Annotated in this window: 18 protein-coding genes; 8 read left to right on the forward strand and 10 right to left on the reverse strand. The window is 71.6% G+C overall.

The window, feature by feature from the left end; genetic code table 11:
- On the forward strand, nt 1-294 hold a 294-nt coding region (locus tag BM076_RS24050; protein WP_143120628.1), incomplete at its 5' end, for a transposase.
- A gap of 33 nt (nt 295-327) precedes the next feature.
- On the opposite strand, the gene BM076_RS24055 is transcribed toward BM076_RS24050, so the two are convergent.
- Nucleotides 328-978, reverse strand: coding sequence for a TetR/AcrR family transcriptional regulator (locus BM076_RS24055; RefSeq protein WP_245796276.1), 651 nt, complete (start codon nt 976-978; stop codon nt 328-330).
- 114 nt (nt 979-1,092) lie between these two features.
- On the opposite strand from BM076_RS24055, the gene BM076_RS24060 reads away from it, so the two are divergent.
- On the forward strand, nt 1,093-3,312 hold the full coding sequence (locus tag BM076_RS24060; protein WP_093715780.1) for an MMPL family transporter: 2,220 nt from the start codon (nt 1,093-1,095) through the stop codon (nt 3,310-3,312).
- A 3-nt stretch (nt 3,313-3,315) separates the two neighbouring features.
- Here the strand turns inward: BM076_RS24060 and BM076_RS24065 are convergent, their stop codons facing one another.
- The gene (locus BM076_RS24065; RefSeq protein WP_093715781.1) at nt 3,316-3,519 is read right to left on the reverse strand and encodes a helix-turn-helix transcriptional regulator; all 204 of its coding nucleotides are present in this window, start codon (nt 3,517-3,519) and stop codon (nt 3,316-3,318) included.
- Between the two features lie 295 nt (nt 3,520-3,814).
- Between BM076_RS24065 and BM076_RS24070 the strand changes: the two genes are divergently transcribed.
- Genes BM076_RS24070 through BM076_RS24080 form a run of 3 tightly spaced genes read left to right on the forward strand, consistent with a single transcriptional unit; the run spans nt 3,815 to nt 6,565 of the window.
- Nucleotides 3,815-4,399 carry a sigma-70 family RNA polymerase sigma factor gene (locus BM076_RS24070; protein ID WP_093715782.1) on the forward strand — a complete coding sequence of 195 codons (585 nt, stop codon included), beginning with the start codon at nt 3,815-3,817 and terminating at the stop codon, nt 4,397-4,399.
- Complete coding sequence (locus BM076_RS24075; RefSeq protein ID WP_093715783.1) at nt 4,396-5,166, forward strand: anti-sigma factor; 771 nt, start codon at nt 4,396-4,398, stop codon at nt 5,164-5,166. The genes BM076_RS24070 and BM076_RS24075 overlap by 4 nt, the downstream gene beginning before the upstream one ends.
- On the forward strand, nt 5,159-6,565 hold the full coding sequence (locus BM076_RS24080) for a cryptochrome/photolyase family protein (RefSeq protein ID WP_093715784.1): 1,407 nt from the start codon (nt 5,159-5,161) through the stop codon (nt 6,563-6,565). Before BM076_RS24075 ends, BM076_RS24080 begins: the two co-directional genes overlap by 8 nt.
- 58 nt (nt 6,566-6,623) lie before the next feature.
- Here the strand turns inward: BM076_RS24080 and BM076_RS24085 are convergent, their stop codons facing one another.
- The 8 genes from BM076_RS24085 to BM076_RS24120 form a co-directional block, all read right to left on the reverse strand.
- Nucleotides 6,624-7,466, reverse strand: coding sequence for a DUF1295 domain-containing protein (locus BM076_RS24085; RefSeq protein WP_093715785.1), 843 nt, complete (start codon nt 7,464-7,466; stop codon nt 6,624-6,626).
- 2 nt (nt 7,467-7,468) lie between these two features.
- On the reverse strand, nt 7,469-8,650 hold the full coding sequence (locus BM076_RS24090) for a class I SAM-dependent methyltransferase (RefSeq protein ID WP_407640701.1): 1,182 nt from the start codon (nt 8,648-8,650) through the stop codon (nt 7,469-7,471).
- 239 nt (nt 8,651-8,889) lie between these two features.
- Nucleotides 8,890-9,669 carry a DUF1365 domain-containing protein gene (locus tag BM076_RS24095; RefSeq protein ID WP_093715787.1) on the reverse strand — a complete coding sequence of 260 codons (780 nt, stop codon included), beginning with the start codon at nt 9,667-9,669 and terminating at the stop codon, nt 8,890-8,892.
- Nucleotides 9,666-10,976 (reverse strand): NAD(P)/FAD-dependent oxidoreductase, encoded by a 1,311-nt coding sequence (locus tag BM076_RS24100; RefSeq protein ID WP_093715788.1) that lies wholly within the window; start codon nt 10,974-10,976, stop codon nt 9,666-9,668. The genes BM076_RS24095 and BM076_RS24100 overlap by 4 nt, the downstream gene beginning before the upstream one ends.
- A gap of 134 nt (nt 10,977-11,110) precedes the next feature.
- Entirely contained in the window at nt 11,111-11,956 is an 846-nt protein-coding gene (locus BM076_RS24105) for a class II fructose-bisphosphate aldolase (protein WP_093715789.1), read from the reverse strand.
- Between the two features lie 135 nt (nt 11,957-12,091).
- Nucleotides 12,092-13,015, reverse strand: coding sequence for an SIS domain-containing protein (locus BM076_RS24110; protein ID WP_093715790.1), 924 nt, complete (start codon nt 13,013-13,015; stop codon nt 12,092-12,094).
- Nucleotides 13,016-13,469: 454 nt separating this feature from the next.
- Nucleotides 13,470-13,676, reverse strand: a complete 207-nt coding sequence (locus BM076_RS24115; RefSeq protein WP_093715791.1) for a MerR family transcriptional regulator — start codon at nt 13,674-13,676, stop codon at nt 13,470-13,472.
- Nucleotides 13,673-14,356 carry a hypothetical protein gene (locus tag BM076_RS24120; RefSeq protein ID WP_143120629.1) on the reverse strand — a complete coding sequence of 228 codons (684 nt, stop codon included), beginning with the start codon at nt 14,354-14,356 and terminating at the stop codon, nt 13,673-13,675. The genes BM076_RS24115 and BM076_RS24120 overlap by 4 nt, the downstream gene beginning before the upstream one ends.
- Before the next feature lie 1,424 nt (nt 14,357-15,780).
- Between BM076_RS24120 and fabD the strand changes: the two genes are divergently transcribed.
- The 3 genes from fabD to BM076_RS24135 all read left to right on the forward strand — a co-directional run bounded on the left by fabD (nt 15,781) and on the right by BM076_RS24135 (nt 18,546).
- Complete coding sequence (gene fabD, locus BM076_RS24125; protein WP_093715793.1) at nt 15,781-16,737, forward strand: ACP S-malonyltransferase; 957 nt, start codon at nt 15,781-15,783, stop codon at nt 16,735-16,737.
- A 97-nt stretch (nt 16,738-16,834) separates the two neighbouring features.
- On the forward strand, nt 16,835-17,632 hold the full coding sequence (locus BM076_RS24130) for a response regulator transcription factor (protein ID WP_093715794.1): 798 nt from the start codon (nt 16,835-16,837) through the stop codon (nt 17,630-17,632).
- Nucleotides 17,629-18,546, forward strand: a complete 918-nt coding sequence (locus tag BM076_RS24135) for a hypothetical protein (protein WP_093715795.1) — start codon at nt 17,629-17,631, stop codon at nt 18,544-18,546. Before BM076_RS24130 ends, BM076_RS24135 begins: the two co-directional genes overlap by 4 nt.
- Nucleotides 18,547-18,558: the final 12 nt, after the last annotated feature.

The raw sequence follows: 18,558 nt of genomic DNA on the forward strand, positions 1-18,558 counted from the left end.
CTGGCCGACAAGGCATATTCGTCCCGCGCGATCCGATCCCATCTGCGGCAGCGGAAAATCCGGGCGGTGATCCCGCAGCCGGCGGACCAAGCCGCCAACCGCAAGCGGCGCGGCCGGCTCGGGGGCCGTCCACCGGCCTTCGACCGCAACGCCTACAAGCAGCGCAACACCGTCGAACGGTGCATCAACAAACTCAAGCAATGGCGCGGCCTGGCCACCCGCTACGACAAGACCGCCACCATCTACCTCGCCGGACTCCACCTCGCCGCCATCTTCATCTGGTCAGCCAGATGATCCACAAGACACGCCCTAGGCGTCCGCGGGCTGTCAGGGCGCGGGAACGGTGTCCCTGGTGACGGCCCCGGCGCCCAGGTGGGGCTCCAGATAGCGGTAGAGCATCGCCTTCACCTCGCGCACGTACCACTCGCGCTGCTCGCCCTCGTGCTGGACGACGAGGTCGAGCCCGGCCTTGAACATCGCGAAGGACATCTGGGCCAGCTGGTCGCGGTCGTCGGGGTGCAGATCCGGTTCGCGGACGGCCAGGAGTTCGATCAGCCGGGTGAGCAGCGCCGCGTGCAGCTCGTCGTGGCCCTCGGCGACCTTGCCGGGCGCGTCCGGGCCCTTGATCAGGGCGAGGAAGGCCGGATTGGCGCAGTTGAACTCGATGAAGGGGTCCGCGACCGCGTCGATCAGCTCGTCCAGCGGCAGCAGGGCGTTCTCCACGGTGAAGACCCGGCCGTGCGTGGCCTCCATCTCGGCCACGAGGCGGCTGCCCAGCTCGACGGCGATGGCTTCCTTGTTCGGGAAGAACTGGTAGAGCGTGCCCGGTGACACCCCGGCCTCGCGGGCGATGGCGTTGGTGCTCGACGCCGTGTAGCCCTCCGCGCAGAACACGCTGGCCGCGGCCCGCAGGAGCTGCGCAATGCGCCGTTCGCCGCGCGCCTGCCGCTTGCGCGGTCGCTCTTCCGCCTCGGTCACCGTGACTCCCCAGGGGTATTGACAAACGCGAGCGATCACTCGCATTCTTGAAAGCGAGCGACAGATCGTGTTTGCGATTCTACGTCGTATCTACGGGGAGAGGACACCTTTGTCATGGCCGATGTCAACCGCGACGGCGCGGTCGGGGGATGGGCGCGGGCCGTCACGGCCAGGCCCCGACTGACGCTGCTGCTCGCCCTCCTCTTCACCGCCCTCGCGGTCGTCGCCGGCAGCGGCGTCGCCGACCGGCTGGCCAGCGGCGGCTGGGAGGCACCCGACTCCGAGTCCTCCTACGCGACCGCGGCACTCGCCGACCACTTCCCGGCCTCCCAGCCCAATCTCGTGCTGCTGGTGGACGGCCACGGCGCCGCGGTCGACAGCCCCGTCGTGGCCGCCCAGGGGCGGGAGCTGGCCCGCCGGCTCGCCGCCGACCCCGACATCACCGGAGTCACCTCCTACTGGGACACCCACGCCCCGGTGCTCCGCGCCAAGGACGGCGGCTCCGCGATGATCACCGCCCGCATCAAGGGCGACGACGACGCGATCGCCACCTCCGTCAAACGGATCGCGCCCGCCTACCGCGGCACGCACGGACCGGTCGAGGTGAGCGTCGGCGGCTCGGCGGCCGTCCGGCACGAGTTGCAGAGCACCATCCAGGACGACCTGGTGAAGGCCGAGATGATCGCCCTGCCCGTCACCCTGGTGCTGCTGGTGATGGTCTTCGGCAGCGCGATCGCCGCCCTGCTGCCACTGGGCGTCGGCATCATCGCCATCCTCGGCACCAACGCGGTGCTACGTGGCATCACCTCGTTCACCGACGTCTCGGTCTTCGCGCAGAATCTCACCACCGCGCTCGGCCTCGGCCTGGCCATCGACTACGCGCTCTTCATCGTCCGCAGATTCCGCGAGGAGTTGGCGGCCGGGCGGGCGCCGCGCGCCGCGGTCGGCGTCACCCTGCGCACCGCCGGACGTACCGTGCTCTTCTCCGCGCTGACCGTCGCCGCCTCACTGTCCGCGATGCTGGTCTTCCCGCAGTACTTCCTGCGCTCCTTCGCCTACGCGGGGATCGCCGTGGTGCTGCTGGCCGCCGCCGCGGCACTGGTCGTGCTGCCCGCGTGCCTGGTCCTGCTCGGCCCCCGGGTCAACGCGTTGGATCTGCGCAAGGCGCTGCGGCGCAGGCCCGCGAGCGACCCCGGCGCCGGCTACGCGGCGTTCGCCCGGCTGGTGATGCGCAGGGCACCACTGTTCGCGATCGGCGCGGTCGCCGGACTGCTGCTGCTCGGCCTGCCCTTCCTCCAGGTGCGCTTCGGCACCGCCGACGACCGTCAACTGCCCTCGGCGGCCGAGTCGCACGTGGTGCAGCAGCACATCCGGCAGGAGTTCCCGGGCAGCCCGGACGGCGCGATCACCGTGCTGGCCCAGGGCGCCGACAGCTCCCAGCTGGACGGATACCGGAAGCAGGTGGCCGCGCTGCCCGGAGTGGTCCGGGTCGAGCCGCCGGTCGTCGCCCCGGACTCGGGCGCCGCCTATCTGACGGTGCTGCCCAAGGGCGAGGCGGTCGACGACAGCACCCAGCAATTGGTCGGCACGATCCGCGCCGTGCCCGCCGACTTCCGGGCCTCGGTGACCGGACAGTCCGCCGTGCTGGTGGACACCAAGCACGCCATAGCCCAACGGCTGCCCTGGGCGGCCGGCATCATCGCCCTGGTCACCTTGCTGCTGGTCTTCCTGCTCACCGGCAGCGCGGTCATCCCGCTCCAGGCGGTGCTGCTCAATGCGCTGAGTCTGACGGCGATGTTCGGCGCGGTCGTGTGGGTCTTCCAGGACGGTCATCTGTCCGGGCTGCTGGGGTTCACCGCCACGGGCAGCATCGAGACGACCCTGCCCGTGCTGATGTTCTGCGTGGCCTTCGGACTCTCCATGGACTACGGGGTGTTCCTGCTCTCCCGGATCAAGGAGGAGTACGACCGGAACGGCGACCACGATGCGGCCATCGAATTCGGGCTGAAAAGGACCGGCGGGCTGATCACGGCCGCGGCGGTGATCCTCGCGGTGGTGATGGTCGCCATCGGCACCTCACGGGTGGCCAACACCAAGATGCTCGGGCTCGGCATCGCGCTCGCGGTGCTCATGGACGCGATGGTGGTCCGCACCCTGCTGGTCCCCGCGGTGATGCGGCTGACCGGGCGGGCCACCTGGTGGGCGCCGCCGGTACTGCGCCGTTTCCACGAACGGTTCGGCATATCCGAGGGCGGCACAGCGGCCCCGGACGGCACAAAGGCCCCGCACTCCCCGAAGGAGCCGCGGAGCCCCGAGCCTGCCACCCGGACCTGAGGATCAGTCCGGATCCCGGCGCCCGCGGTTGCCCGGGCGCCGGGCGCTCCACGCCCTGATCGTGTCGGCGTACCAGAACGGCTTGCCGCCCTCGACGACATCCGGCGGGGGAAGGTGCCCGTGCTTGCGGTAGGAGCGGACGGTGTCGACCTGCACGCGGATGTGCGCGGCGATATCGGCGTACGACCACAGGGTCCGGTCGGTCATCCCAGGTACCTCCGTACGGCGGGGCTGCTGTTGATCAGCACCTTCGTCCGGCCAACGACGGGTCGGCGAGGGCCGCATGGGCTTGTCGATCTTCTGTGACACGGAACCCGCGTAACGGTGACAAACGTGGCGAACGGGTAACGAAGCCGCAGGTCGGGTGAGTGATGGGGGTGAGGAGGGGCACGATGACCAGCTGAGACCCCCGAGATTCCGCGGACGACCAATCCGTTCGCCGCCCGGCTACGAATAACCGGCGGAGACTCGCGCGGGTGAGTCGGGACGGAACGGATCGCAGATGAGGGAAGCCGTACGGCTCGAGGGTGTCGGAGGCGCGGGCCCCGATCTCCAGGAGTTGCTGGTCGCGGTGGCCCGCGGCGACGAGGCGGCGTTCGCCAGGATCTACGACGCGGTGGCCGGGCCGGTGCTGGGGCTGGTGCGCTCCGTGCTGCGCGACCCGGCGCAGTCGGAGGAGGTCACACAGGAGGTGCTGGTCGAGGTCTGGCAGACCGCGACCCGCTTCCAGGCGTCTCGCGGCAGCGCCATGACGTGGGTGCTGACACTGGCGCACCGCCGTGCGGTGGACCGGGTCCGGTCCGCGCAGGCGTCCGCCGACCGGGAGCACAAGGCCGCGCTGCTGGACCGGACCCCCGCCTTCGACGAGGTCGCCGAACAGGTCGAGTCGCGGCTGGAGCGGGAGCAGGTGCGGCGCTGCATGCGGACCCTCACCGAATTGCAGCGCCAGTCCGTCACCCTCGCCTACTACCAGGGACTCACCTACCGGGAGGTCGCCGAACTGCTCGCAGCACCGCTGGGAACCGTCAAGACCCGGCTGCGGGACGGACTCATCCGCCTGCGCGACTGCTTGGGAGTGAACGCATGACGACCGCCGATCTGCACACCCTCACCGGCGCGTACGCCGTGCACGCGCTGCCGGACGGGGAGCGCGAGGAGTTCGAACGGCACATCGCCGACTGCCCGGCGTGCGCGCAGGAGGTCAGGGAGCTGACCGCGACCGCCACCCGGCTGGCGCTCGCCGTCTCCGTGGCGCCACCGCCGCAGATGCGCGAGGCGGTGCTGCGGCGGATCGGCACCGTCCGGCAGGAGCCGCCGGCCGTGGCCCGGCAGGAGCGGCGTGGCGCGGCCGGCCTGCTGGGCGGGGCGCGGCGGCTGCCGCGGTACGTGCTGGCCGCCTGCCTGGCCGGGGTGGTCGCGCTCGGCGGCGTGGCCGTGTGGCAGCACCAGAGCGCCGACGACGCCCGGCAGCGCGCCGACCGCGTCGAGCAGCAGGCGGCGGAGCTGTCCCGGGTGCTGGCGGCGCCCGACGCGGCGACCGCCACCCGCAAGCTCGACGGCGGTACGACCGCCACCGTGGTGGTCTCGCGGAGCCTGGGCAAGGCCGCCTTCCTGGCCGCCGGTATGCCGACGCCGGCGGCCGGGAAGACGTACGAGCTGTGGTTCGACGACGCGGGCACGATGCGCCCCGCGGGCCTGATGGATCCCGATGCCACCGATCAGGCGCTGGTGCTCGACGGACGGATCGAGAACGCCTCGGGCGTGGGGGTGACGGTCGAACCGGCCGGCGGGTCGCAGCGGCCCACCAGCGCCCCGGTGGCCGTGGTGACCTTCCCGGAGGCCGCCGGTGTCTGAGCACGAGACGGCACAGGGGACTCCGGCGGTCGCGCTGTTCACCGCGGATCTGCGGCTGCACGACAATCCGGTGCTGCACGCGGCGGGACGGGGCGGGGCGGCGGTGGTACCGCTGTTCGTGGTGGACGAGGCCATCGCGCGGGCCGGCTTCGCGGTGCCGAACCGGGCGGCCTTCCTCGCCGACTGCCTGGCCGACCTGGACGCCGGTCTGCGGCAGCGCGGCGGACGGCTGGTCGTACGGCGCGGCGACGTGGCCGAGGAGGTCGGCGAGGTCGTCGCGGAGACCGGGGCGCGGCAGGTGCACATCGCGGCCGGGGTGAGCGGTTACGCGACGCGGCGCGAGGACCGGCTGCGCAAGGCGCTGGCCGGTACCGGCTGCGAACTGGTGGTGCACGAGGCCGTGATCACCGCGGCGCCGCCCGGCGCCGTGACACCCGCGGGCCGCGACCACTTCGCCGTGTTCACTCCGTACTTCCGGCGCTGGAGCGCGGAGTCGCAGCGCAAGGTGCTGGACGCGCCGCGCCGGGTGCGCGTGCCCGAGGAGGTGCGGTCGGCCGAGCCGCCGTCGGCCGCCGACCTCACCGGGCCCGGTGGCGGCACCCCGTCGCCGGGACTGCCGCGCGGCGGCGAGACGGTGGGCCGCAAGCTGGCGGGCACCTGGTGGCGCACCGGACTCCAGGACTACGCGGACCGGCACGACGACCTGCCGGGCGACGCGACGTCACGGCTCTCGCCGTATCTGCACTTCGGCTGCCTGTCGGCCACCGAACTCGTGCACCGGGCACGGACGGCGGGCGGCGCGGGCGCCGAGGCGTTCGTCCGGCAGCTGGCCTGGCGGGACTTCCACCACCAGGTGCTGGCCGCGCGCCCCGACGCGGCGCACCGCAATTACCGCACCCGGCACGACCGTTGGCGTGCGGCGCCCGAAGAGGTCGCCGCCTGGCGGGAGGGCCGCACCGGCTACCCGATCGTGGACGCCGCGATGCGCCAGCTCCAGCACGAGGGCTGGATGCACAATCGCGGCAGGCTGCTGGTGGCGAGCTTCCTGACCAAGACGCTGTACGTGGACTGGCGGACCGGGGCCGAGCACTTCCTGAGCCTGCTGGTCGACGGCGACATCCCGAACAACCAGCTCAACTGGCAGTGGGTGGCCGGCACCGGCACCGACACCCGGCCCAACCGGGTGCTCAATCCGCTGCTCCAGGCGTCCCGTTTCGACCCGGACGGCGACTACGTACGCCGCTGGGTGCCGGAACTGGCCGATCTGGAGGGGGCGGCGGTGCACCAGCCGTGGAAGCTGTCCGGTCCTGACCGGGCCCGCTTCGACTACCCCGACCCGATCGTGACGCTCGCCGAGGGCCACGCCCGGTTCACCCGCGCCCGCGGCCTGGACGGCTGACGGGAACCGACGCAGACCGACCAGGACCAACCAGGACCGACGGGGAACGTCAAGGCCGTCACTTACGTGGCGGCCGCGGGAAAAAACCACTCGTCCGGGCGACATAGTCGGCGTATCCGGGCCGCTCCGCCATGTGCTTCTCCAGCAGCGGCTTCCCGCTGCCGCGCAGCAGCAGGAAGCTGATGGTCAGCGGCCCGAGCACGGCGGCCAGGACGGCGACCGCGGCCGACGGCCAGCGGGCGCCGTCGCAGGCGATCACATACAGCCCCCACCAGAGGCAGAAGTCGCCGAAGTAGTTGGGGTGCCGGGTCCAGGCCCACAGGCCGCGGTCCATCACCCGCCCGCGGTGCGCCGGGTCGGCCTTGAAACGGGCGAGCTGATGGTCGCCGACCGCCTCGAAGACCAGGCCGACCAGGCACAGCAGCACGCCGACTGCCGCCGCGGGGCCGAGGTCGGCCAACAGATAGCAGGCGACCTGCACGGGCAGCGACACCACCCACACCAGCAGCCCCTGGAGCAGATAGACGATCCGGAAGGCGTACGCGTCACGGCTGCCCGGGGCCTTGGCCAACATCCGTTCGTAGCGCGGGTCCTCGCCGTGCCCCCGGCCCCGCCACGCGATGTGCGCGGCCAGCCGCAGCCCCCACACCACGGTCAGTGCCAGCACCAGCAGCCGCCGCCCGTCGTCGCCGTATCCCGAGGCCGGGCCGTCGGACAACGCGCCCGACAGGCCGTACGACACGGCGGCGACCGCGGCGAAGGCTACGCCCCACGCCACGTCGACCACCCGGTGCATGCCCTTGGCCACCGCCACCGCGAAGGTCACCAGCATCACCACGAGCGCCGCGCCCGCCGCCGCCCCGAGATTCACGCAGAAGGCGCCCCACGGAAAACTGTTCATCGTCAGCCGCCCGAACCCGTGGCCGCGGTGCCGCTCTCCAGAACGAATTGCCGCACATCCAGATAGCCGGACCGGAAACCCGCCTCCGAATAGGCGAGGTAGAACGTCCACAGCCGCCGGAAGACCTCGTCGAAGCCGAGCGCCCCGACCTCCGCCGCGCGCCGGGTGAAGCGTTCGCGCCACAGCCGCAGCGTCTCGGCGTAGTGCGGCCCGAACGCCTCGGCGCTCACGATCCGCAACCCGGTCCCGTTGCCGGTCCCGTGGGCGCAGATCTCCGCGATGGCCTCGACGGAGGGGATCATGCCGCCGGGGAACACGTACTTGTGGATCCAGGTGAAGGTGGGCAGGCTCACCAGCATCCGGTCGTGCGGCATCGTGATCGCCTGGAGCGCGATCCGGCCGCCGGGCGCGAGCCGCGCCTGGAGGGTGCGGAAATACGCGGGCCAGAATTCGTGGCCGACCGCCTCGATCATCTCGACGCTGATCACCGCGTCGTAGACGCCCTCCACATCGCGGTAGTCGCGCAGCAGCACCTGGACGCGGTCCTGGAGTCCGGCGGCCCGGACCCGTTCGACGGCCAGCGCGCGCTGTTCGCGCGAGAGCGTCACGCTCACCACCCGGGCGCCGCGCTCCGCCGCGCGCACGGCCAGTTCGCCCCAGCCGGTGCCGATCTCCAGCAGCCGGGTGCCGGGCCCGACGCCCGCCGCGTCCAGCAGCAGGTCGATCTTGCGGTGCTGGGCGGCGGGCAGCAGGTCCTCATCGGCCGGGAAACCGCGGAAGACCGCCGACGAGTACGTCATCGTCTCGTCGAGGAACAGCGCGAACAGGTCGTTGGACAGGTCGTAGTGCCGGCGGATGTTGTCGCGCGCGCCCTCGCGGGTGTTGCGCTGCGCCTCCGGCCGCCGTCGGGCCCACAGCGCGCGCAGCCGTTGCAGGGACGGCGGCACGAGCACCGCGACGTGCTCGGCGAACACCGTGAGCACACCGGTGAGGTCGTCGGCGTCCCACTCCCCGGCCATGTACGACTCGCCGAAGCCGATCAGGCCGTCCGAGCCGATCCGGCGGAAGAAGGCGCGCGGGTCGTGCACCCGCATCAGCGGACCGCCGAGGCCCAGCTCACGCCCGCCGCCGGAGCCGCCGGCCAGCACGACCCGCAGCGGCAGCCGCTCCATGGCGCGACGCACCAGGAAAGCGGCGACGGCCGCACGCGCGGCGGAACACCGGGGCACCGCCGCGACATCGGGCCAGCGCTGGGCGTCGACCGCCTCCCGCGCCCCGGACGACGAACCCGACGACGACGAACCCGACGACGGAGAACCCGACGACGGAGAACCCGAAGCCGGCGAAACCGGAGACGCCGAAGAACCCGACGACGGAGAAGCCGGCGCCGGTGACGAGGTGGCGGCCGGAGTGGATGACACGGTCACCGCATTCCCTCCTGAAGATGGTGGCTGGGCCGCGGCCGTACGGGCAGACCGCGCAGATACAGCAGAACCCCGTGGAAGCGGATCCCGGCGGACACCACGAGGGTCGACCACGGATGGCGTACGGCGGCGCGCAACAGTCCGGCCGCGTCCGCCGGCCGGCGTCGGCCGCGTACGGTCGCGGTGAAGGGGCGCGTGCCGTCCAGTTCGAGATGGACCGTCACGGAAAGCCGACTGCCCGGTTCCGGGACACGCATGCGGTAGTCGCCCGCGACCGGGAAGAACGGCGAGACGTACAGCTCCTTGGGAGCCGTGGCGCGCCCCCGGCCGTCGGGGTCCAGCAGATAGCAGTGCCGCTCGCCGTAAGTGTTGTGGACTTCGGCGACCACATGGCGCGGCGAACCGTCGCGGCCGTGGCACCAGTACAGCGTCAGCGGGTTGAAGACATGGCCGAGGACACGGGCGTGCGTGAGCATCACGACGCGGCCGTCCGCGGGGGCCGCGCCCTGGGCGGCGAGGAAGCGGTCGAGACCGGCCCGGACGGTGGGCGCCGTACCGCCGAAGTGGTCGCGCGCCCGGAATCCGGCCAGCGGGCGCAGCGGCAGCGGCACCCGCGGCAGCCGGTCCACGTCGACCAGCCACATATAGGTGCGGATCCGGAAGGCGTGCCGCAGGGGCCGGGTGCGCGCGTGCGCGATCAGGCATTCGTACAGCGCGGGCGTGACGCTGCCGCCGTCCGGGACCGGCGCGGACCTCCCGGCGGACGCGGGCGCGGTCATGACCACTCCACCCCCAGCGCCCGCGCCGCCGCGACCCCCGACGCGCAGCCGTCCTCGTGGAAGCCCCAGCCGTGGTAGGCGCCCGCGTAGGCGACGACCGGTCCGCTGAGCGCGGGCAGCCTGCGGCGCGCGGCCACCGACTCCGGGGTGTACCGCGGGTGTTCGTAACTCATCCGGTCACGCACCGCGGCCGGGTCGACGCGTTCGCCGCCGTTGAGCGTGACGACGTACGTGTCCGCGCCGTCCAGCCGTTGCAGCCGCGTCATGTCGTAACTGACCAGGACGGCGCCGGCGTCGGCGGCGCAGGACGGCATCAGGTAGTTCCAGGACGCGCGGGCGCCGGAGGCGCGCGGCAGCAGCCCGGTGTCGGTGTGCAGCAGCGCCGGATTGACGGTGTACGGGATCGCGCCGAGCACCGCCCGCTCCTCCGGGGTGGGTTCGGCGAGCAGCCGCAGCGCCTGGTGCGGGTGGACGGCGACGACGGCCGCGTCGTACCGCTCGGTGGTGCCGTCCTCGACGCGGATCGCGACGCCGCCGCCCTCGGTCTCCGGCAGCCGGCGCAGCGCCGTCACCGGGCTCGACGTGTGCACCGCCGACACCTCCTTGCCGATCCGCTCGACGTAACGGCGGGAGCCGCCGGTGATCGTGCGCCAGGAGGGCGAGCCGCCGACCGAGAGCAGGCCGTGGTGGTCGAGGAAACGGAAGAGGTAATGGGCGGGGAAGTCCAGCGCGGTCGCGGGGGAGCAGGACCAGACGGCGGAGACCAGCGGAGTCATGAAGTGCTGCACGAAATACGGGGTGAAGCCGCCCTCGGCGAGGAATTCCCGCAGCGTGCGCCCGCCCTCCTCGTCACTCTCGCCCGCCGCCAGCAGGCGCCGCGCCGCACGGTGAAAGGCCGTCAGCTCGGTGAGCATCCGCAGATAGCGGCCGTGCAGCGCGTTGCGCGGCCGGGCGAGCAGGCCGCGCGGCCCGCGCGCGCCCGCGTACTCCAGGCCGCAGCCCTCGCACCGCACCGACATGGTCATGTCGGACGGCTGGGTGGCGACGCCGAGTTCGCGCAGCAGCCGCAGCAGGTGCGGATAGGTGCGGTCGTTGTGCACGATGAAGCCGGTGTCGACGCGCAGCACCCGCCCGTCGCGGTCGGCCACGTCATGGGTGTCCGCGTGCCCGCCGAGCCGGTCGTCCGCCTCGTACAGGGACACGTCACACGTGCGGTGCAGCACATGGGCGGCGGTCAGCCCCGCCACCCCGCTGCCGATCACCGCGATACGGCGCCTCGCCCCGGTCGGGCGTCGTTCGGCCGCCATGCGACCCCCTCGATCAGTGTGCGTCCCCCGTGGCGCCCGGTGGCGCCCTCACTGATCATTCGTGGCCGCGGCCGTCGCGGATTGGTGCCGGACGGGACGAGAACGGAACGAGAACGGGACGAGAAAACAGCCGGTCAGGCGGGGCTGCCCGCGACCACCCGCAGCATGTGGCCGGCGACCGCCGACATGGCGTCGCGGGCGGGCCGCAGATAGCGCCGGGGATCGACCACGGCCGCGTCGGCGGCGAGGTGGTCGCGCACGGCGCCGGTGAAGGCGATGTTCAGCGCCGTACCGATGTTGATCTTGACCATTCCGGCGGCGACCGCCCGCCGCAGCTCCTCGTCCGGTACGCCCGACGAGCCGTGCAGCACCAGTGGTACGGGCACGGCGGCGCGCAGCTCGGCGATCAGCGCGTGGTCGAGACGGGCGGAACGGTCGGTCATCGCGTGCGAGCTGCCGACGGCGACGGCCAGCGCGTCCACCCCGGTGGCCGCGGTGAAGGCCGCGGCCTCGGCGGGGTCGGTGCGCACCCCGGGCGCGTGCGCGCCGTCCTTGCCGCCGACCTCGCCCAGCTCCGCCTCCACCCAGGCACCGTGGCGGTGCGCCCACTCCACCATGCGCGCGGTGGCCCGCAGATTCTCCTCGTAGGGCAGCTTGGAGGCGTCGAACATCACCGAGGACGCCCCGGCCGCCACGCCCGCCCGCAGCAGCTCCTCGCTCTCCACATGGTCCAGGTGCAGTGCGACCGGCACCGAGGCGGCGCGCGCGACGGCGGCGGTGCCCGCGAGCACCGGCTCGACCCGGCCGCTGTGGAAGGCCACCGCGTTCTCGCTGATCTGGAGGACGACCGGCAGCCCGGCCGCCTCGGCGGCGGCCGTGATCGCCTCGGCGTGCTCCAGGGTGATCACATTGAACGCGGCTATGCCACGGCCCGCGGACCGGGCGGCGGTGACGAGTTCTGCGGTGGCGACGGCAGGCATGGGATTCCTTGTACGGGGGAGTGCGCGGGGGTGCGGAGGAGCGTGCGGCGTGCGGGCGGACGGGCCCGGGTGCCCGGGGGACCCGGGGGGACTCGGGGGCCTCAGGACGGACGCGGGGCCGGGGCCCGAGGGGGCTCAGGACAGGACGACGGAACGCGTCAGATTGCGCGGCCGGTCCGGGTCGTAGCCCTTGTTCTCGGCGATGGCCACCGCGAGCCGCTGCACCCGCACCAGATCGGCCAGCGGGTCGAGCGCGGCCGTCCCCGTACCGCCGTCGGCCGCCGCGGCGGAACCGGCCTCCAGACGGCCGCCGACGCCCGCCACGTCCGCGGCGAGCCCCTCGGGCAGCGGACCGAAGGCCCACGTCACGCGGCCGGGCCCGGTGATGCTGATCGGCCCGTGCCGGTACTCCATCGCCGGGTAGCTCTCGGTCCAGGCGCCCGCCGCCTCCCGCATCTTCAGGGCGGCCTCCTGGGCCAGGCCGTAGGTCCAGCCGGTGCCGAGGAAGGTGAACTGCTCGGCGCCGACGATCTCGGCGGGCAGCTCCTGCGCGAGCGCGGCGCGGGCGTCGGCGACGGCGGCCGTCAGGTCCTGGCCGAGGTGGGCGCGCAGCAGCGCGAGCGCGGTGGTGGCGAACCGGGTCTGCACCACGGACTCCTCGTCCGCGAAGTCCAGGACGACGACCTCGTCGGCGTGCTCCATCACCGGGGTGCGCGGGTCGGCGGTGATCGCCGTGACCGGCACACCGGCCGTCCGCAGCCGCTCGCTCGCGCGCAGCACCTCGGTGGTGGTGCCGGAGCGGGTGATGGCCAGGACACGGTCGTAGGCGCGGCCGAAGGGGAATTCGGAGGCGGCGAACGCGTCGGTCTCGCCGTGCCCGTCGCTCTCGCGCAGTGCCGCGTAGGACTGGGCCATGAACCAGGAGGTGCCGCAGCCGATCACGGCGACCCGTTCCCCGTCGCGCGGCAGCTTCCCGGCCTCGGCCGGCGCGAGGTCGGCCGCCCGCTGCCAGCACTCGGGCTGGGAGGCGGTCTCGATGGTGGTGCGGGACGCGGGCATGGGAACTCCTTGAACAGTGCCGAACCGGTGCCGAACAGGGCCGAACGGCGCGGTGTGCGATGTGGATGCGCGATACTGCTCGAAAGGAGCAGCTATCGAGCACAAATGTACACAGCGCCGGGGGTAGGCGGAAGCTCCCCGACCGCGCTGAAGGGCCGTGCGGGCCGCCGGAAGCGGCCCGGAGGTCACGGAGAGCATTCGCGTCATGACGCGAATGAGGCACACATCACACTCGTGACACGTGATGTCACATCACGTCACCCGGCTCGCCTCTCTGGTACGAGGGCGCATCCGGCACGGCAACCCGGCGGTCACCGAAAGGAGGTCACGGAGAATTTTCCGGCACGACACAGACACAGACACAGACGCAAACACAAACGCAGACACAGAGAAGTCCCCGCCTCCCCTTCACGCGTGACCGCGTGCGGCAGGCAGGGCCTCTCGGCGAAAACCTTTATTCCTTCACGGCGGCCGATTCCGTTTTGGCGGCGACGCGTTCGAGTAGCTCGTCGAGGTCGTATTGCGCGCGTCCCGGACTGCCGTAGCGGGTGATCTTGCCGCGGCTGGCCCATTTCCTGATGGTCGCCTCCGATACTCCGGCGGCAAGGGCGGCAAGTTGAGTCGGAACAAGCCGACTCCTATTGCGCGGTGGCGGATTCATGCTGCGTCCTCCGGGCGCTCGGATTGTGCTGCCGCTCCCGCAGTGCCGCGCGCGAACTGGCGCGTCTGCTGAATCTGACGGGATAGCAGAAGCCATTGATGGGGCTGCCAACTGTGTCCTGCGGTACAGCTCACTTCCCGGGTGCGCCGGCCGTCCCGCGCCGAAGGCGTCGTGGACATCGCGGCGTTGCAACCGGAATGTATGCACTGGCCGAGGTCCATACGCAAGGCGGGCTGCGTATAAGCGGATCTGCGGGCCCGGTGCGTGATCTCGGAGATCTCCTCCGCGAAGTCCGCGGCGGTGGCGTGCGCGAGCAGCCAGTCGAGGTGGGCGACCAGGAAGTCGGCCATCTCCTCGGGCTGGCGGCGGACCGGCTTGCGGACCGCGCGTTCGTCGGCCACCAGGGCGGCCCAGGAGGCCAGGAAGCCGATGATGCCGGACCTGGCGGTGATCGCCGCCTCGTCCAGCCGTATTCCGGTCGACTGCCTGCTGCCGCTGACCCGTTGCAGGGTCGGATTGCGGCGCGGGTGGAGCACCGACTCGCAGTCGTCGTAGATCTCCGGCAGCTCCAGCAGATTGGCCTTGAGATCGTGGTAGCACGAGGTGCAGAGGCGCAGCCCTGGGGCCGCTGTTCGACGCGATCGCGTCCCGTGCGGCACACTGCCGCATTTCTGTCCCACACACAGAGCTGAGTTCAATTTGGTCACCCGGTGGTCATGGTGTCGGAAGGTGGCTGTCGCAGAGCGAACTCGTCGATCGACTCGATGACCGAGGGAGCGCCCTGTTCAGGACATGCCGAAAGCCGTCATTGGTGCAGGTGAGCGACGTCTCATCGGAACATGGCCATGCGTCGGCTGCCTCTGGCGGAATGCGACGGAGTCCGCGGCGATACGGGCCCGTCGGCGTGCGCGTCCGTCAGCGGCGACCGCTGTTTTCCGGAACCTGTCGACGTACTCCAGGCGCAGAGGAATTGCTCAGTGGAACGCCTGGACCATCTCAACGCCGTGCTGACGGTCGGCGAGGGCCGGGCCGACCGGATTGCTGCGGGCCGTGATGCCCGCGGTTCCAAAGGCCCGTGGGGCCAGTGGGGCACGCCTGATCACGGGGGCGTGCATGGTGAGCGATTCACACCTGTGTGGGATGTTTCGTGGCGCGCGTGCACCGTGGCGTCGCCGAAGCGGGACGTCGTCGTCCGAGCCGGCATCCCGACTGCCACCTGAGGGTGACCTGGGGATACGCTCGCGCAGCGCCGTGAGGTGAGCGACCCGTCAACTGTGCCTGAAGTACCTCGACACGCGGTCGAGGCTACCGGCGATCGGAAACGCCGTGGTGGCCGTGATGAGTCCAGTTGGGCCTGTCGCGTTAAATCCGTGTTCATAACGATCCGGAACCCCCGCTCCCGAGTCATGTACGGCTTGCAGCATACGGATGTTCGCGTTTGGCAGGCGACGATACAGGCAAACCAAGGTGCCGTCCACACCTGATCTACCTGCGACGATGCAATCCGTCACGGGTCTGACCGGCGGGTCATTGACGTTAATGGCGGCTCGTAAAATGTGACTGCACACTTGCGTGACGCGGTCGTGAACCGAAGCACAATCACGATCTGATGAAGTGTCAGACGAGATGGGCATTCGGCCCCGTAGTGTTCCGAAATGCTCGATGTTGGGACGATGCTATGGGGATCATCGGACCTCGCGGGTGTCACGCAAAAACGGGGGACAGTGCAACCATCCCGCTCGGAACCATAGCCGCGTCCCGTGGATGAACTGCGCGAACGGGCGTCCTGACGAGTGAAGTTGACATCGGCGGCCAGGGACTGTCACGATACTTTCGGCGGCCGAGGTATGCCCGGATCCGGACAGCATCCGGTCCGAGGCGGACACACAGTCGACGTCGACCCTGAGTCGACTCGGACCTCGCCGGCGGGATGTCACGGACACCCGCGCGGAAGCCGCGAATCCCTCAGAAAGTCATCCGGAAAGTCATCGGCCCCGCGAGCGCCTGCCGCCGCGGGGTTTCGTCGTCCCCGTCATGGGCGGCCGGGCCGCCATTGCGACCGCCGCCACCGGCACCGCGACAGGCCGAAAGGAGCCTGCGGCGCATGGACAGGATCGGTTTCGTCTTCCCCGGCCAGGGTTCGCAGAAAGTGGGCATGGGGCTGGACCTCGCCGGAGAGCATCCGGATCTGGTCGGCCCCTACTACCGCACCGCGGACGAGATCCTCGGCCTTCCACTGTCCCGGCTGTGCTGGGAAGGGCCCGCCGAGGCCCTCCGGGACACCTCGGTCACCCAGCCCGCGATCTTCCTGACCAGCCTGTGCACCTGGCAGGCGCTGCGGCCGCGCGGGCTCGCCCCCGACGTGGTCGCCGGCCACAGCCTCGGCGAGTACACCGCGCTGGTGGCCGCCGGCGTCCTGGACTGGACCGACGCGCTCCGGCTGGTCCGGCTGCGCGGCACCTTGATGGCCGCGGTCAACGAACGCGTGCCCGGCGCGATGGCCGCGATCCTCGGGCTGCCGCTGGAGGACGTCGAGGGCATCTGCGCCCAGGCCGCCACCGGCACCGGTCAGATCGTCGAGATCGCCAACGACAACGAACCGGCCCAGGTCGTGGTCTCGGGACAGGAAGAAGCGGTCCAGTGGGTCATGGCCGCCGCGAAGGACGCCGGCGCCCGCCGGGCCGTCGCACTCGAAGTCGGCGCGCCTTTCCACTGCAGTCTCATGAGCGGGATCGAGGACGAATTCGCGGCGGCACTGGACGCGGTGGAATTCCGTGATCCGTCCGTCGAGATCATTTCCTCGGTCACCGCAGCGCCGGTCACCACCGCGGACGAGGCCCGCACGGTGCTCAAACGGCAGCTCACCGGCCGGGTCCGCTGGACCGACACGGTGCTGCGGATGTCGGACGCCGGAGTCGGCCGCTTCATCGAGATCGGTCCCGGCAAAGTGCTCGGCGGTCTGTGCCGGCGGATCGTGCCGGGGACCCAGGTGTACGCGACATTCGATTCACGGCAGTGTGCCTCGACTCTCGATGCGCTCGCATTCGCGGCCGGCGGTTGATCACCTGCCGGTTGATCACTCATCGATTGATCATTCACCGGTCGATCACTCACCGATTGATCAGCTACCGGTCGGTCAATTCACAAAGGGCGGACCCATGAGCCGGATAGACCTTCTGCAGCCTCATATACCAGCCCCAGGGGCGTCCGCAAACGTCATTCGCACCGAGATACGTACCGCCTCGCCGGTACGGGGAGTGCCGGGGCCGTCCGTGAGCTGGCGGGTACTAGTGGTGGAACCTCATGCCGATGACGCCGAGTCCCTGGTCAGGGGCCTGCGGCGGCACGGCCACGATGTGGCCTCGGTCGCCACCGGCGGCGCGGCCCTGCAGACGTACGAGGACGCGGATCTCGTACTGCTCGATCTCGACCTGCCCGATCTGGACGGTCTCGAGGTCTGCCGCAGCATCCGCTCGGTGTGCGACGTGGCGGTCATCGCCGTCACCGCGCGCGGCACCGAACTCGACCGGGTGCTCGGCCTCCAGGCCGGCGCCGACGACTACCTCGTCAAGCCGTACGGCTTCCGGGAGTTGATGGCCCGGATGGACGCGGTGATGCGCCGCGCCCGCCCGGAGCCCGCCTCCGCGCGGGTCATCTCCTGCGGCCCGCTGCGGATCGACGCCGGATCGCGCGAAGTGCGGCTCGGCGGACGGCATATAGATGTGACCCGTAAGGAATTCGACGTGCTCTACCTGCTCGCGTCGCACCCGGACATCGTGATCACCCGCAAGCGGCTGATGCAGCAGGTGTGGGGCGACTCCTGGTCGCGCCGGACGGTGGACACCCATGTCAGCAGCCTGCGCACCAAGTTGGGCGCCAAGGAGTGGATCGTCACCGTGCGAGGTGTCGGGTTCCGGCTCGGCGCCGACCTCGTGAAGTCCGGTTCCCCCGCATGAGCGGCACGGCCGCGCGGTGCGAGGGACACGGCTGCGGTACGCGGCAGGCCGACGGCAGGTCGCCCGGCCGCCCGGCCGGCGGCTACCGGCTGTGCGCCGCGTGCCACCGGCGGCTGACCGCCGGCATCCGGACGCTCCCCGAGCTGTACCGCGACTGCGAACGCGTCCTGGGCGGCGCCGCGGCCAAGGGGCTGCGGGAGCGCACCAGCGGCGGCCCGCTGCCGGGCGCGCCCTTCAATCCCGCGGCGGCCGAGACCCGCGCCGCGATCCTCGGGGTGCTCGGCTCCTGGAGCGGCCTGGTCGCCCAGGAACGCGGACTGGTCCCGCCCGAGCGGTCCATCACCGCGCTCGCGGTGTTCCTGCTGCGGCACGCCGACTGGCTGGCCGCGCACCCGGCCGTCGCCGACGCCACCCGCGAGGTGGACCGGCTGGTCGGACGGGCCCGCCGGGTCGCCCATCCCGAGCAGGTCCGCCGGATCGCGCTCGGCGGCTGCGTCGAACCCGGCTGCGGCGGACGGCTGTCGGCCGTCGTCACCACCGGCGGCGCGACCGCCGCGCCCTCCACCGTGCAGTGCGACGCGCAGCCCCGGCACACCTGGGCCGGACACCAGTGGACCCAGCTGCGCCGCCGGATGGCCCGCCCGGCAGAAGCGGCCGACGTACGGACGACGGTCGATGCCGTACGGACGGCGGCCGACGCCGTACGTGCGCAAGCCCCTGCCGACGACACCGCCGTCGCCGAACGCTGGCTCACCGCGGCCGACATCTCCCGGCTCTGGGGCACCCCCGTCGGCACCGTCTACCGGCTGGCCAGCGAGCAGCGCTGGCGGCGCCGGCACGGTTCGGGCCGCACCTACTACTCGGAGGCCGACGCACACGCGTGCTTCAGCCGCCGTGCCGAAAGGTCCCGCTAGAGAGGCCGCTCC

Origin of the sequence: Actinacidiphila alni, from assembly GCF_900112845.1 — a bacterium.
GTDB lineage: Bacteria > Actinomycetota > Actinomycetes > Streptomycetales > Streptomycetaceae > Actinacidiphila > Actinacidiphila alni.

What these genes read in the sequence shown, in the direction of transcription:
- BM076_RS24105 (WP_093715789.1), bottom strand. Translation starts at nt 11,956, where the DNA reads ATGCCTGCCGTCGCCACCGCAGAACTCGTCACCGCCGCCCGGTCCGCG.
- BM076_RS24095 (WP_093715787.1), bottom strand. Translation starts at nt 9,669, where the DNA reads ATGACCGCGCCCGCGTCCGCCGGGAGGTCCGCGCCGGTCCCGGACGGC.
- fabD (WP_093715793.1), top strand. Translation starts at nt 15,781, where the DNA reads ATGGACAGGATCGGTTTCGTCTTCCCCGGCCAGGGTTCGCAGAAAGTG.
- BM076_RS24100 (WP_093715788.1), bottom strand. Translation starts at nt 10,976, where the DNA reads ATGGCGGCCGAACGACGCCCGACCGGGGCGAGGCGCCGTATCGCGGTG.
- BM076_RS24130 (WP_093715794.1), top strand. Translation starts at nt 16,835, where the DNA reads ATGAGCCGGATAGACCTTCTGCAGCCTCATATACCAGCCCCAGGGGCG.
- BM076_RS24065 (WP_093715781.1), bottom strand. Translation starts at nt 3,519, where the DNA reads ATGACCGACCGGACCCTGTGGTCGTACGCCGATATCGCCGCGCACATC.
- BM076_RS24085 (WP_093715785.1), bottom strand. Translation starts at nt 7,466, where the DNA reads ATGAACAGTTTTCCGTGGGGCGCCTTCTGCGTGAATCTCGGGGCGGCG.
- BM076_RS24115 (WP_093715791.1), bottom strand. Translation starts at nt 13,676, where the DNA reads ATGAATCCGCCACCGCGCAATAGGAGTCGGCTTGTTCCGACTCAACTT.
- BM076_RS24110 (WP_093715790.1), bottom strand. Translation starts at nt 13,015, where the DNA reads ATGCCCGCGTCCCGCACCACCATCGAGACCGCCTCCCAGCCCGAGTGC.
- BM076_RS24070 (WP_093715782.1), top strand. Translation starts at nt 3,815, where the DNA reads ATGAGGGAAGCCGTACGGCTCGAGGGTGTCGGAGGCGCGGGCCCCGAT.
- BM076_RS24135 (WP_093715795.1), top strand. Translation starts at nt 17,629, where the DNA reads ATGAGCGGCACGGCCGCGCGGTGCGAGGGACACGGCTGCGGTACGCGG.
- BM076_RS24060 (WP_093715780.1), top strand. Translation starts at nt 1,093, where the DNA reads ATGGCCGATGTCAACCGCGACGGCGCGGTCGGGGGATGGGCGCGGGCC.
- BM076_RS24075 (WP_093715783.1), top strand. Translation starts at nt 4,396, where the DNA reads ATGACGACCGCCGATCTGCACACCCTCACCGGCGCGTACGCCGTGCAC.